The 13411-nt window shown below is 58.8% G+C and carries 14 protein-coding genes; 8 read left to right on the top strand and 6 right to left on the bottom strand.

Features of this window, described 5'->3' with window-relative positions:
• Positions 1 to 393: 393 nt before the first annotated feature.
• The 4 genes from malE to I6L47_RS04970 all read left to right on the top strand — a co-directional run bounded on the left by malE (position 394) and on the right by I6L47_RS04970 (position 5411).
• The gene (gene malE / locus I6L47_RS04985) at positions 394 to 1575 is read left to right on the top strand and encodes a maltose/maltodextrin ABC transporter substrate-binding protein MalE (protein WP_216948810.1); all 1182 of its coding nucleotides are present in this window, start codon (positions 394 to 396) and stop codon (positions 1573 to 1575) included.
• Between the two features lie 75 nt (positions 1576 to 1650).
• Positions 1651 to 3303: a maltose ABC transporter permease MalF gene (gene malF / locus I6L47_RS04980; protein WP_005333870.1), complete on the top strand. Its 1653-nt coding sequence runs from the start codon at positions 1651 to 1653 to the stop codon at positions 3301 to 3303.
• Positions 3304 to 3315: 12 nt separating this feature from the next.
• Positions 3316 to 4206 carry a maltose ABC transporter permease MalG gene (gene malG / locus I6L47_RS04975; protein ID WP_005333868.1) on the top strand — a complete coding sequence of 297 codons (891 nt, stop codon included), beginning with the start codon at positions 3316 to 3318 and terminating at the stop codon, positions 4204 to 4206.
• 68 nt (positions 4207 to 4274) lie between these two features.
• A complete protein-coding gene (locus tag I6L47_RS04970; RefSeq protein WP_005333867.1) occupies positions 4275 to 5411 on the top strand; it encodes an ABC transporter ATP-binding protein in 1137 nt (378 codons plus the stop codon).
• 112 nt (positions 5412 to 5523) lie between these two features.
• Here the strand turns inward: I6L47_RS04970 and ppk2 are convergent, their stop codons facing one another.
• The gene (gene ppk2 / locus I6L47_RS04965) at positions 5524 to 6339 is read right to left on the bottom strand and encodes a polyphosphate kinase 2 (protein WP_005361444.1); all 816 of its coding nucleotides are present in this window, start codon (positions 6337 to 6339) and stop codon (positions 5524 to 5526) included.
• A 128-nt stretch (positions 6340 to 6467) separates the two neighbouring features.
• Here ppk2 and I6L47_RS04960 point away from each other — a divergent pair, with 128 nt between their 5' ends.
• On the top strand, positions 6468 to 7268 hold the full coding sequence (locus tag I6L47_RS04960; protein WP_216948809.1) for an alpha/beta fold hydrolase: 801 nt from the start codon (positions 6468 to 6470) through the stop codon (positions 7266 to 7268).
• Positions 7269 to 7382: 114 nt separating this feature from the next.
• Here I6L47_RS04960 and I6L47_RS04955 read toward each other — a convergent pair whose 3' ends face one another.
• From I6L47_RS04955 to I6L47_RS04945, 3 genes are read right to left on the bottom strand one after another with little or no spacing between them, the layout of a single operon-like run.
• A complete protein-coding gene (locus tag I6L47_RS04955; RefSeq protein WP_216948808.1) occupies positions 7383 to 8189 on the bottom strand; it encodes a MipA/OmpV family protein in 807 nt (268 codons plus the stop codon).
• A gap of 35 nt (positions 8190 to 8224) precedes the next feature.
• Positions 8225 to 9295: an AI-2E family transporter gene (locus I6L47_RS04950; RefSeq protein WP_005352935.1), complete on the bottom strand. Its 1071-nt coding sequence runs from the start codon at positions 9293 to 9295 to the stop codon at positions 8225 to 8227.
• A 25-nt stretch (positions 9296 to 9320) separates the two neighbouring features.
• Positions 9321 to 9554, bottom strand: a complete 234-nt coding sequence (locus tag I6L47_RS04945) for a sulfurtransferase TusA family protein (RefSeq protein WP_005361432.1) — start codon at positions 9552 to 9554, stop codon at positions 9321 to 9323.
• A 121-nt stretch (positions 9555 to 9675) separates the two neighbouring features.
• On the opposite strand from I6L47_RS04945, the gene I6L47_RS04940 reads away from it, so the two are divergent.
• Entirely contained in the window at positions 9676 to 11130 is a 1455-nt protein-coding gene (locus tag I6L47_RS04940) for a M48 family metalloprotease (RefSeq protein WP_367949184.1), read from the top strand.
• Between the two features lie 90 nt (positions 11131 to 11220).
• Here I6L47_RS04940 and I6L47_RS04935 read toward each other — a convergent pair whose 3' ends face one another.
• On the bottom strand, positions 11221 to 11703 hold the full coding sequence (locus I6L47_RS04935) for a TlpA disulfide reductase family protein (RefSeq protein WP_216948807.1): 483 nt from the start codon (positions 11701 to 11703) through the stop codon (positions 11221 to 11223).
• A gap of 60 nt (positions 11704 to 11763) precedes the next feature.
• Here I6L47_RS04935 and arsC point away from each other — a divergent pair, with 60 nt between their 5' ends.
• Together arsC and I6L47_RS04925 are read left to right on the top strand one after the other, a co-directional pair.
• The gene (arsC, locus tag I6L47_RS04930; protein WP_216948806.1) at positions 11764 to 12114 is read left to right on the top strand and encodes an arsenate reductase (glutaredoxin); all 351 of its coding nucleotides are present in this window, start codon (positions 11764 to 11766) and stop codon (positions 12112 to 12114) included.
• Positions 12111 to 12494 (top strand): DUF2069 domain-containing protein, encoded by a 384-nt coding sequence (locus tag I6L47_RS04925; protein ID WP_103251542.1) that lies wholly within the window; start codon positions 12111 to 12113, stop codon positions 12492 to 12494. Before arsC ends, I6L47_RS04925 begins: the two co-directional genes overlap by 4 nt.
• 43 nt (positions 12495 to 12537) lie before the next feature.
• On the opposite strand, the gene I6L47_RS04920 is transcribed toward I6L47_RS04925, so the two are convergent.
• On the bottom strand, positions 12538 to 13158 hold the full coding sequence (locus tag I6L47_RS04920) for an ACP phosphodiesterase (RefSeq protein WP_216948805.1): 621 nt from the start codon (positions 13156 to 13158) through the stop codon (positions 12538 to 12540).
• Positions 13159 to 13411 lie beyond the last annotated feature (253 nt).

The following is a 13411-nucleotide window of genomic DNA, read 5'->3' as shown; positions in this document are numbered from 1 at the left end:
TGATCAACTCGTCATTTCTGGCAAAAAGAGACTCCGCCCCGGCGGGGTCTCTTTTTTTATCGCGCCCGGGCAGACCTCGAAACTGGCGCGGTACTTTGTTAACAAATCAAACAAAATAAACCACCTGAAAGGGTTTTCATTGAGGTGAAAACCCTTTCATTCATGAAATTTTATTTCATTTTGGTAATTATTATTTTGTGGTTGTCTGGAATTAAGCCGATAAATGGCCGTAATTCCCTGAAATAAGAAAATGTTTTCAAAACTTTCTGGAAGGAAATACGTAATTGCATTTCAAAAATGCGAGTTGCGTCATGTGAGCCGTTTGCCGCTTGGGATAATATTCATCTCGCACACAATGCTCTTACAGCGCGGAACTAATACAAGGAAAGGCTCATGAAAAAGAAATTGCTGTCATCCCTGATCGGTCTGGCCACTCTTGGCGTCGCTTGCTCTGCTACTGCTGCCATCGATGAAGGCCAGCTGACCATCTGGATCAACGGTGACAAGGGATACAACGGTCTGGCTGAAGTGGGTAAGAAGTTTGAAGCAGAAACCGGCATCAAGGTTACTGTGGCTCACCCGGATCAGGTTGAAGTGAAATTCCAGCAAGCCGCCGCCACTGGCAACGGCCCGGACATCTTCTTCTGGGCTCACGACCGTTACGGTGAGTGGGTCAAAGCCGGTTTGCTGGTTCCGGTAACGCCGAACGCTGCCACCAAAGGCAAATTTGAACAGCTGGCATGGGATGCCATGACTGTTGATGGCAAAACCTATGGCTACCCGGTTGCCATGGAAGCGGTCAGCCTGATCTATAACAAGGACCTGCTGCCCGAGCCGCCGAAAACCTTCGAAGAGATCGCCAAGATTGACGAGACTCTGAAGAAAAACGGCAAGCGCGCCATCATGTGGGCTTATGACACCCCGTACTTCAGCTATCCGCTGGTGGCTGCCAACGGTGGTTACGCCTTCAAGAAAACCGCTACCGGTTATGACGTCAAAGATACCGGCGTGAACAACGCAGGTGCCAAGATGGGCGTGGGCTACATCTCCGAGATGATCAAGTCCGGTCACCTGGAAAAAGGCATCGACTACGGTGTGATGGACGCCAAGTTCAACAAGGGCGAAGTGGCCATGATGATCAACGGTCCCTGGGCCTGGAGCAACCTGGACAAGAGCGACATCAAGTACGGCGTAGCGCCGCTGCCGACCCTGAACGGCAAGCCGGCCAAAGCCTTCGTTGGCGTACTGGGTGCCACCATCAACGCCGCCAGCCCGAACAAGGATCTGGCTATCGAGTTCCTGGAAAACTACCTGCTGACCGATGCCGGTCTGGCGCCGGTTAACGCCGACAAGCCGCTGGGTGCCGTTGCGCTGAAATCCTTCCAGAAGACCCTGGAATCCGATCCGCACATCAAGGCCACCATGCTGAACGCCCAGGCTGGCGAGCCGATGCCATCCGTTCCCGAGATGAGCCGTTTCTGGTCTTCCTTCGAAACTGCCCTCAAGAACGTGACCTCCGGTCGTCAGGGGGTTGACGAAGCTCTGGATACCGCTGCCAAGCGTATCGTTCAGTAAGCACGCACTACCCGGGAGGCCGTCATGGCCTCCCACTCTCTCAAATCTCTCTTGGCGTTATAAAGGTTAATTGGCATGGAAGTAGTACCTTCTGTTGAGTCCTATGCCGGTCCGAAGGATAAGCACACCTGGCTTAAGTGGACCATAGCGGCCCTGGTTGCCATCCTCAACGGCTACGCAGCCGTGATGATGTACGCCAGTGGCGAGTGGGTATTCGCGCTGCTGGATCTGGTGGTGGTTTCCGTCGGTCTGTATGTCTTCATGAACAAGAAGACCTATGCCCATCGCTACATCTTTCCGGGTGTTGCGGGCATGGTTGTGTTTATCATCTTCCCTCTTGCCTACACCATTGGCATTGCCTTCACCAACTATTCGGGGTCCAACTTGCTCTCCGTGGAGCAGGCGCGGGACTACCACCTGAAGAAAACCTACAAGGTGGCGGGCGGTGAATTCGATTTTACCCTGCTGGGTGGCGACAACGGCCAGTTCCAGCTGCTGCTGACACAGGATGATCAATCCTTTATCAGCCAACCTGTTTCCCTGATGACCAACAAGGCCCGTGAGCTGGCGTCCCGCGAGGGCCGTGTGCAGAACACCCAGCAAGTGGTCGAGCTGCAGCCCTTCACTGGCGAAGCGGCCAGCAAGGCCGCACCGATCCGCGCCATTGTTGAGCATCGTACTCACCTGAGTGACCTTGATCTGGTACTGCCGGATGGCGGTACCCACCTGACCCTGAGCAGCCTGCGCAAGTTTGCCGCCCAGAAGCAGCACTACACCCGTCTGATGGATGGTGCCGTGCTCAAGTCCGGCGTGGTGATCAAAGACAGCAACCTGCTGCGTGATACCCAGAATGGCGAGCTGATGCTGCCCAATGGCGAGACCGGCTTCTATCAGTACATCGACGAACAGGGTCAGTTTGTCGGCAAGGGTATTGCTCCGGGCTTTGTGGTGAGCGTCGGTTGGAAGAACTTCGCGCGCATCGTCACCGATCCGGGCATCCAGTCACCCTTCCTGCAGATCTTCATCTGGACCGTGATCTTCTCAACCTGCTCTGTCGCTTTCACCTTGGCTATCGGCATGGTGCTGGCCTGTCTGGTTCAGTGGGAAGAGCTCAAGGGGCGCGGTTTCTATCGGGTCATGTTGATCCTGCCCTATGCGATCCCGGCGTTTATCTCCATCCTGGTGTTCAAGGGGTTGTTCAACCAGAACTTCGGTGAGATCAACATGTTCCTGGAAGCGGCGTTTGGCATCAAACCGGACTGGTATACCAACCCCTTCCTGGCCAAGGTGATGATCCTGATTGTCAACACCTGGCTCGGCTACCCCTACATGATGATCCTCTGCATGGGCCTGCTCAAAGCCATTCCGGAAGATCTCTATGAAGCGTCCGCCATGGACGGTGCCGGCCCGGTACAGAACTTCTTCAAGATCACCGTGCCGCTGCTGATGAAGCCGCTGACACCGCTGTTGATTGCCTCGTTTGCCTTCAACTTCAACAACTTCGTGCTTATCCAGTTGTTGACCAACGGTGCGCCCGACATCATCGGCGCCAGCACCCCGGCCGGTACCACCGACTTGCTGGTGAGTTATACCTACCGGATTGCGTTCCAGGGATCGGGTGGTCAGGACTACGGTCTGGCCAGTGCCATCGCCACAGCCATCTTCCTCATCGTGGGTGCGCTGGCGCTGCTCAACCTGAAATTGTCCAAAGCCGACAAGCAGCTGTAAGGAGGCTTCAACATGGCAATCGTACAACCCAAATCAGTCAAATACCGGGTGTGGGCAACCCACCTGGTCATGTGGGGCTTCCTGGCGTTGATCATCTTCCCGTTGATCATGGTTATCGCCATCTCGTTCCGTAACGGTAACTTCGCGGTAGGGGAGATCATCCCCTCCAATCCGACGCTGGATCACTGGAAGCTGGCGCTGGGCATGTCCATCACCAACGCCGACGGCAGCATCACGCCGCCGCCGTTCCCGGTGCTGACCTGGTTGTGGAACTCCATCAAGATCGCCGGCATCACTGCCCTGATGATCGTGACGCTCTCCACCACCTGTGCTTACGCCTTTGCCCGCCTGCGTTTTCGTGGCAAGTCCACCATCCTGCAGGGCATGCTGATTTTCCAGATGTTCCCGGCAGTGCTGGCACTGGTAGCCATCTACGCGCTCTTTAACAAGATTGGTGACTACATTCCCTGGCTCGGTCTCAACACCCACGGTGGCCTGATCCTGGCGTACATGGGGGGGATTGCCCTGCACGTCTGGACCATCAAGGGCTACTTCGAGACCATCGACTCCTCCCTGGAGGAGGCGGCGGCCATCGACGGGGCGACCCCGTGGCAGGCATTCCGTCTGATCCTGTTGCCCCTGTCGGTGCCCATCCTGGCGGTAGTGTTTATTCTGGCCTTTATCGGTTCCATTACCGAGGTGCCCATGGCCTCCATCCTGCTGCAGGATGTGAACAATCTGACCCTGGCGGTCGGGGCCCAGCAGTACCTCTATCCGCAGAACTATCTGTGGGGTGATTTCGCGGCGGCTGCAGTGCTCTCCGGTTTCCCCATCACTGTGGTCTTCCTGTTGGCACAGCGCTGGTTGGTTGGCGGTCTGACTGCTGGCGGTGTGAAAGGTTAAGTTTATGGCCGGGGGAGCAGACTCCCCCCGCTATCACGATTTGCAAAGATTCAAGAGCGGAGCTCGTCATGGCTGAAGTAGTACTCAACAACGTTCGCAAAAATTACGATCCGGCTGTTCACAAGGACACCCTGCGCAACATCAACCTCTCCATCAAGGAGGGCGAATTCATCGTCTTCGTCGGCCCGTCCGGCTGCGGTAAATCCACCCTGCTGCGGATGATCGCGGGTCTGGAAGACATCACCAGTGGTGAGCTGACCATCGGTGGTCGCTACATGAACGACGTGCCGCCGGTAGAGCGCAACGTCGGCATGGTGTTCCAGTCCTACGCCCTTTATCCGCACATGAACATCTACGAGAACATGGCCTTTGGTCTGAAGCTCAAGAAGATGGACAAGGAGAACATCCACAAGCGGGTGATGCGTGCCGCCGAGATCCTGGGTCTTGAGCCGCTGCTGGACAGAAAGCCCAAGGCGCTCTCCGGTGGTCAGCGTCAGCGGGTCGCCATCGGTCGCTCCATCGTGCAGCAGCCGCAGGTGTTCCTGTTTGACGAACCGCTCTCCAACCTGGATGCCGCGCTGCGGGTCAAGATGCGGATCGAGATCGCCAAGCTGCACAAAGAGCTTAACTCCACCATCATCTACGTGACCCACGATCAGGTGGAAGCGATGACCCTGGCCGACAAGATTGTTGTGCTGAGCCCGCTCAAGGCCGAAGCTGCCACCAACCTGGAACAGTTCGGTTCACCGCTGGATCTCTACCACAACCCGGACAACAAGTTCGTGGCGGGCTTTATCGGCTCTCCCAAGATGAACTTCCTGGCGGGCGAGTTGCTGGAGATTGGAGAGCAGGAGTGCCTGGTCAAGTTGACCTCTGGCGATACCGTGCGTGCCCGCGTTGATGCCCGCAGTGGTGCTGTGGGTGACAAGGTGGAGCTGGGTATTCGCCCCGAGCATCTGATGCCGCTGGATCACCCCCATGCACACAGCAAGGTGAGCGGGATCGTGCAGGTGGCCGAGCACCTGGGCGCCGAGTCCTTCGTTTATATGGATGTGGATGGTCACGACTTTACCGTCAAGGCTACCTCGGATGTGGATGTGGCGACCGGTCAAACCTACAGCGTGGGTATCCCGGCCGAAGCCTGCTACCTGTTCGATGCCAAGGAGCAGGCGTTCCCCCGTACCGCCAAATATATCCGTACCTGATTTTTTGTTGTGCTGGTTTTCCTTTCTTAATAATCAATGCCTTTTTGCCGGTCGTCAGACCGGCTTTTTATTGCCTGCGATTTGAACATGCAGATAGGCAAGGTAACCCGGTTTAAGCCTCGAGTTCGGCGGTAATATCGGGCACAAAGGTCTGGCTGGCCAGCGGCGGGCGCTCATACCCTTCGGTTTTGATGGGGGGGAGTTTGATGGGCTCGTAGTGGATCGCCTCGTAGGGCACCTTGCTCAGCAGATGGGCGATGCAGTTGAGGCGGGCACGGCGCTTGTCGTCCGCCTCCACCACGAACCAGGGGCAATCCTCGGTGTCGGTGTAGGTGAACATGTCATCCTTGGCGCGGGAGTACTCCACCCAGCGCGAGCGGGATTGCAAATCCATCGGGCTGAATTTCCAGCGCTTGATGGGGGTGTTGATCCGCTCCTTGAAGCGCTTCTCCTGCTCCTCGTCGCTGACCGAGAACCAGTATTTGATCAAGGTGATGCCGGAGCGGATCAGCATCCGCTCAAACTCGGGGCAGGCGCGCAGAAACTCGCGATACTCGGCGTCGCTGCAAAATCCCATTACCCGCTCGACTCCGGCCCGGTTGTACCAGGAGCGGTCAAACAGCACCATCTCGCCAGCGGCGGGCAGGTGGGCCACATAACGCTGAAAGTACCACTGGGAGCGCTCCCGATCGGAGGGGGCGGGCAGCGCCGTGACCCGGCAGACCCGGGGGTTGAGCGGCTCGGTGATCGCCTTGATGACGCCCCCTTTACCGGCGGCGTCCCGTCCTTCGAACAGTACCACTACCTTTAACCCCTCCTGCTTGACCCACTCCTGCAGCTTGACCAGCTCCTCCTGCAGATGGGCAAGGTGGTGCTCGTAGCACTTCTTGTCCAGACGTGGCCGCTTCTTGCTCTTCTCCTTCGCCATGGGCTTCTCCTTTTGGCATCCTTTCATGGGTGACTTCTTTGAGTCACTGTCAGCTTGCACCAGGGAGGCGTCACCTGCCAAGGGGGACGTGATACACTGCCCGCCCATCGCTGGCAACAGGAGATAACATGAAGCATTTTATGGAGATAGCGGGCCGCCGGATGGCCTATCTGGATGAAGGACAAGGGCCGGTACTGCTGTTTGGTCACAGCTATCTGTGGGACAGCGCCATGTGGGCGCCGCAAATCGAGGCGCTCAAGGGCAGCTATCGCTGCATCGTTCCCGAGCTGTGGGGCCACGGTGATTCCGACCTGCTCCCCGAAGGTGGCTGCACCCTGGCGACTCTGGCGCGGGATCACCTGGCGCTGCTCGATGCCCTCGGGGTTGACGAGTTCGTGTTGGTGGGCCTCTCCATCGGCGGCATGTGGGGTGTTGAGCTGGCGCGCATGGTGCCAAACCGCCTTAAGGGTCTGGTGCTGATGGACAGCTTCGTTGGCCTCGAGCCGCAGATCACCTGCGAGCGCTACCTCGGCATGCTCGCTGCGATCGAGCAGCTTGGTTCAATTCCTGCACCCATCATCGAACAGGTGGCGCCTATCTTCTTTGCCAACCAGCCCGATGCCGACTTGCTGGCCGATTTCAAGGCGCGTCTGGCCGCCTGGCCAAACGAGAAGATTGCCGCCATGGTGGCGGTGGGCCGCAGCTTTGTGACCCGCGAAGATCGTATCGAGTGGCTGGAGGAGATCACCACTCCCGCGCTGGTGATGACCGGCTGCGAGGATAAGGCCCGTCCGGTGCTGGAGGGCTATCTGATGGCCGAGGTGCTGGGTTGCCCGTTCAGGGAGATCCCGATGGCTGGCCACATCTCGTCGCTGGAAAATCCGGCCTTCGTCAATCAGCAGCTGACCGAGTTTCTGGCGGCGCTGTAAGCCTGAATTGGACGCCTGAGTAGGCTGTACTACCAGCCTGATGATGGTCGTGAAAAAGGGAGCCGAGGGCTCCCTTTTGTTTGGTCGTGTCTCACGGTTCAAGACTCATAACCGTTACCAGATATAGCCCAGCGCAAAACCCGCATAGAGCTCGCCGTCATGCTGGACGATGGGGCTGTTTTTGATGTCCCGATCATACCATTCGTAGTTCATGGCAAACATGCCAATCCAGTTGGGGTTGAAGCGGTAACTGGTGATGAGGGCCGCCATCGGGGATAGGGTGGTACCGGTATCCCAAGCAGGCCGCTGGGCAGTCGCCTCGCTCTCGGAGATGCCGCCGAAGTAGTAGTTGGCCATCTTGTCGCTGCGCAGCATCAGCCCCATCCCCGGCATGATCAGCAGGTTGTCACGCAGGATGGGGAAGTCGGCCCACAGCAGCAGCTCCTGCCCCTTGCTGCGGCCGGTGACATCGCTGTTGGCCCGCACGGTCAGCAGGGCATAGGGGGTGATGATGTTGCCACCGATCCCGCCTTCCAGCTGCCATTTTCGCTGCTCCATGCCAGTAAAGGCCGGAGAGTCCTCGGGATCCAGATTGCCAAAACGGACCCGGCCATAGCCGTAGAGGGCCACGTTATCATCCTTGTGGAAGTAGTAGCGGGCCCGATCTCCCAGAAACATGAACTGGTCGCCGAAGTAGATAAAGCCGGGGATGGCGTAGAGGGCGTTGTCCTGCGCTTCATAACGGGCCTGTCCCCCGATGAGCGCTGCTCCGACGACAAAGCCCTGTGGCACCGGGCTGGTAGGGCTGTCGCTGGTGAGCAGATCCATGGCGCCAAGATCGATATCGGCACGCGCTGGCATGGCGGCAGCGAGGAGCAGGGCCGTCAGCCCTGCCGCTCTGATTTGACGAAAAAAGGTCATGGACACTCCGTTGTCACGATTGCAGGGGAAGCTGGTTATTTTGCGGCACTGGGCATCTCTTCGCGTTTTGGCCAGGCATTGATCACCGCCTTGACCAGGGTGGCGAGGGGAATGGCGAAGAAGACTCCCCAGAATCCCCACAAGCCGCCGAAGACCAGCACGGCGATGATGATGGCCACCGGATGGAGGTTGACCGCTTCCGAGAAGAGCACCGGCACCAGCAGGTTGCCATCGAGGGCCTGAATGACCAGATAGGCCACCATCAGCCAGGCGAACTCGGGAGTGAGCCCCCACTGGAACAGGGCGACCATGGCTACCGGCACGGTCACCACGGCGGCGCCGATATAGGGGATCAGCACCGAGAAGCCGACCGCGACAGCCAGCAGCACCGAGTAGCGCAGTCCCATCAGGGCGAAGGGAACATAGGTGGCGATGCCGACGATAAGGATCTCGATCACCTTGCCGCGGATGTAGTTGATGATCTGGTTGTTCATCTCGACCCACACCCGGTTGACCAGGGTGCGGTTGCGCGGCAGGAAGCGGCGCAGGCTGCCCATCAGTACCCGCTTGTCTTTGAGCATAAAGAAGACCATCAGCGGCACCAGAATGAGGTAGATCATGATGGCAACCACGTTGACCAGCGAACTGAGGGAGGCGCTTACCAGATGCTCGCCGCCACTGAGGATGCGCTGGCGAATATTGTCGATGACGGTCTCCACCAGACTGACGTCGATGAGCTCGGGGTATTTGTCCGGCAGGGTGCGCACATAATCCTGAGCGTGGGTCAGCATGGCCGGCGCCTCTTTGGCCAGATTGATCCCCTGACTGACCAGCGTCGGGATAAGACCCAGCAAGGAGGCGACTGCTACCGCAATAAAGAGGATCAGAATGACGCTGGTGGCCAGGGTGCGCGACAGCCCCGCTTTTTGCAGCCGGGCGACCGGCCACTCCAGCAGATAGGCCATTACCAGCGCCACCAGCAGGGGGGCCAGCAGATCGCCAAACAGCCAGATGATGGTGAAGCAGAACACCAGCAACAGGAAAAGGGTAACGGCATCGGGATCGGAAAAACGGGTCTGATACCAGCGCTTCAATACTTCTAACATGACTGCATCCTTACATCACTGGGGCTCAAGATGGCTGTTTCGCCCCGACAACCAACTGCAAAGAGAGGGTATTGTCCGGTTGTTGCTGCATCTCGACATGGTGGCCCTGACGGTGCAGATAGGCCGGAATATCCTGCCGGGAGCCCGCATCGGCCAGCCGGATGGTGACGGTTTGACCGCTTTTGGCCCCCCTTAACCAGAGCTTGAGCCGGATCAGCGGCTCGGGGCAACGCCAGGGGGTCAGGTCGAGAATTTCCATGGGGGCTCCATCAGGCAGGTGGCCGCTATTATGGCCGTGATAAGAGCGTGAAACAACGCTTGTAGCCCTTGATGGGCAAGGGTATTCTGCCGAGGCCCTTTCTGATGGAGATAGAGATAACGTGGCACGTTTTTCCCCCCTGATGGCATCGCTTCCCCTGCTGGCTTCCCTGATGGGCGCCACGTTTCATGCCGAGGCCAACAATCAGCTTCCCGACATCGGCACGGCCGGGGTTGCTGCCCTGCCCATCGAGCAGGAAGTGCGTTACGGCAACGCTTTTATGCGCTTTGCCCGTGCGGGTCTGCCGATCATCGATGATCCAGTGCTGAGCCAATACATTGACGATCTGGGTCAGCGACTGCTGACCAACGCCGATGGGGTGCGTTTCCCGTTTACCTTCTTCCTCATCAATGATCCCAGCATCAACGCGGCCGCCTTCCTCGGCGGGCGAGTCAAGGTGCACACCGGCCTCTTCCTCTACGCCGACAGCGAGAGCGAGCTGGCCTCGGTACTGGCCCACGAAATCACCCACGTGACCCAGCGCCATATCGCCCGTTATATGGAAGCGCAGGCGAGCAGCTCGGCGGTGACCCTGGCCGGTCTGGTGGGCTCCATCGCGCTGGCGGTGATCAACCCGACTGCCGGTATCGCTGCGTTGCAGACTACGCTGGGCCTCTCCATGCAGTCGGCCATCAACTACACCCGCGACAACGAATACGAAGCGGATCGCATCGGCATGAAGACGCTCTATGATGCCGGTTTCGATCCCATGGGGATGGCCAACTTCTTCCAGAAACTGGCTGCCGAATATCGTTACGCCAGCAAGCCGCCGGAGATGCTGCTCACTCACCCGCTGCCGGAGACCCGGATCAGCGAGGCCCGCGCTCGGGCGGGCAGCTATGGTCGCCGCGACTTGCCGCCCAGTCTCGACTTCTGGATGGCCAAGGTGCGGATTCAGGTGCGTTTTGGTACCGATACCCCGCAGGGGCTGCTGAGCTACTTCGATAGCCGGATCCAGAAGGGGGATTACCCGCTCAAGGATGCCGCCATCTATGGCAAGGCGCTGGCGCTGATCCAGCTCAAGCGCACCGACGAGGCTGATACTCTGATGCAGGAGCTGGCGGCCCGTCATCCGGAAGATCTCTTTATCGTCGATGCCCAGACCGACATCGATCTGGCCAAGGGGCGCAGTGCCCAGGCCATCGCGCGTCTCGAGAAGTTCCGCAGCCGGATGCCGGATAACGAAGTGGTGGTGGTCAACCTCGGCAACGCCTACCTCGAGAGCGGCAACTACAAGAAGTCCATCGCCATCCTCGACCCTTATGCCCGTGCCCATGAGGAGAACAATCTGGCCTGGAACCTGCTGGCCGATGCCTATCGCAAGGCGGGCAGAATGACCGAGCTGCATATGGCGCGGGCCGAGATGCTCGCACTGCGCGGGGATTATCAGGCGGCCATCGACGAGCTGATCGTGGCACGCGGTACCACCAGCGATCGGATGACCCTGGCTCGTCTGGAGGCGCGCATCACCGAGCTGGAGCGGGCCAAGAAGGATCTCGACAGCCTCAAGGGCTAACGAAACCTATCAAACAAGGGCGCACTATGGTGCGCCCTTGTTGTTTATGGCGGTGGCGTTGATGTGGGGGACGGTGATAGCAGCGATGGGCTAGTGACTCATGCCGCTGGCGGTCGCCTTGAGCATCTCGATCTGCTGCTGGTCGAGCTCGCCGACCAGCGTCTGCTTGAGCTTGCCCTCGCTATCAAGCAGATAGCTGGTGGGCAGGCCGCTTGGTCGAGGGAAGGTAAGCCTGGCATCTTCATTGGCAATAAGGAGCGGCACCTTGATGTGATACTGCGCAGCCAGCTTGTCCAGCTCTGCTGGCGTGGTCGGGTCGTAGTTGATGGCCACCACTGTGATCTGGCCCTCCGCTGCCAGCCCGTTGAGGCGCGGCATCTCCCGCAGGCAGGGAGCGCACCAGGGGGCGAAGTAGTTGATCAGCAGCGGCTTGCCGGCAAAGTGGCGCAGGCTGACCGACTTCCCTGTTGCATCGGTAAATTCGGGGGCGGGCGTGCAGGCGCCCAGCAGGCCCGCCACAATCAGCCAACAAATTCGTTTCAATTCCTTTCCACTGCCGCTTACCCTGACCATCACTTTCCCCTACAATAGCGCCGTTTCTAGTCCCATCTTGCGATTAATCAGGGAGTTACCATGAGCGAGACCCAAATCTACCACAATCCGCGCTGCTCCAAGAGTCGCGAAACCCTGGCCCTGCTGGAACAGCACGGGATCGCCCCTGATGTGGTGCTCTATCTGGAGCAGGCCCCGAGCGAAGATGAGATCCGCAACCTGCTCTCTCTGCTCGGTTTTAGCGATCCCCGCCAGCTGATGCGCACCAAGGAGGATCTCTACAAGGAGCTGGGATTGGCCGATGTCAGCGGTGATGCCCTTATTCGCGCCATGCACCAGCATCCCAAGCTGATCGAGCGCCCAATTGTCATCAAGAATGGTCAGGTCCGCATTGGTCGCCCGCCGGAGCAGGTGCTGGAGATCCTCAAGTGAGCACCCGCTTCGCACGTTGGCTGACTCTGGTCGGCTTCTTCGGTCTGCTGTGTTGGGTCATCCTCTGGCATCTGTGGCTATCACCCCATCCGGACCTCAACCCCTGGCTGCTGCCGGTGATCTGGACGGTGCCGCTGCTCTTCCCTCTCAAGGGAATCGTGCAGGGCAACCCCTACACCCACGCCTGGGGCAACTTCGTGTTGATGCCCTATTTCCTGCACGCCCTCACCCTGATCACCACGGATGAGGGGGAGCGGTGGCTGGCGGTGGTGGAGCTGCTCTTCACCACTCTCGCCTTTGTCGGCACCATCTATTACGCCCGACTGCGTGGTCGGGAACTGGGCTTAAGCATTCGCAAAAAGAAAGACGAAGCCAACTGATGACAAACGCCCCGCAAGGGGCGTTTTTTATGGGGAAGCAGCTCTATCCAGAGGGATCACTGTGCCCTTGGGCTGCCCGATATTGGGCCAGTTGCTGCTGGCTAAAGTCCATCAGCGCGGGATAGAAGCGCAGAAACCCCGCCTCGCATGTTTGCCACTGCGATTCATCGAGGGTCAGCAGCGCCTCTCCCAGTTGTACTGGGCGGCGCAGTCGGCGGCCGATGCCATTTAGCGCTTGCCCCAGCCCCTCCCTGTGGCGGTAGGAGGCGATCCAGTTCTGCTCGGCCATCCGCTTGAGGGGAAGCGGCAGTCCATCCGGCAGGCGTGGGTGATCGGCCAATAGCTGATCATAACTGCGTTGCAGGAAGCGGGGCAGGGGTTCGGTACTGAACAGCCCCCAATGCTGGCTCAGCCAGTGGTCGTAGATCATATCCACCACTATGCCGCCAAAGCGGCGCCAGGGGGCCTCGAAACAGGCGACGGCCCCCTTGTGCTCGGGGTGGTTGTCGGTGAAAGCGTCAATTTTGCGGTGTAGCCAGATCCCCTCATCGAAGTGGGCGGCAAGCCCCGTGGGCAGCGTGCCTTTGACGAAATCGCCGAGCAGATTGCCGGTGAGGGAGCTTCGGGTGTGGGCAGCCAGATGGAGATGGGCCAGAAAATTCATCGGTCGCTGTAGGTCTGTTATGGGATGGCAAGGTGCTTCGAGCCTAACGGATCCCGCCCGCCTTGACCATGATCGGGATTTTGCTACTGCCCGGCGGCTGCCTCTTGCCGGGCAAAATTCGGGCGTGCTAAGGTGATGCCATCTTTGTCACAGGACGCGACAAACCACCATGATGCGCAAAGCCAGAGGCTTTTTTCTGGCCTTCTACTTCAAGCCTTTCTATCTCTCCGAGTGGTTCGACGAATAGATCGAA

Source organism: Aeromonas sp. FDAARGOS 1417, assembly GCF_019046985.1.
Classification (GTDB): Bacteria; Pseudomonadota; Gammaproteobacteria; order Enterobacterales; family Aeromonadaceae; genus Aeromonas; species Aeromonas veronii.
Note: the sequence above shows the minus strand (reverse complement) of the source record. Positions and strands in the feature narration are given on the sequence as shown.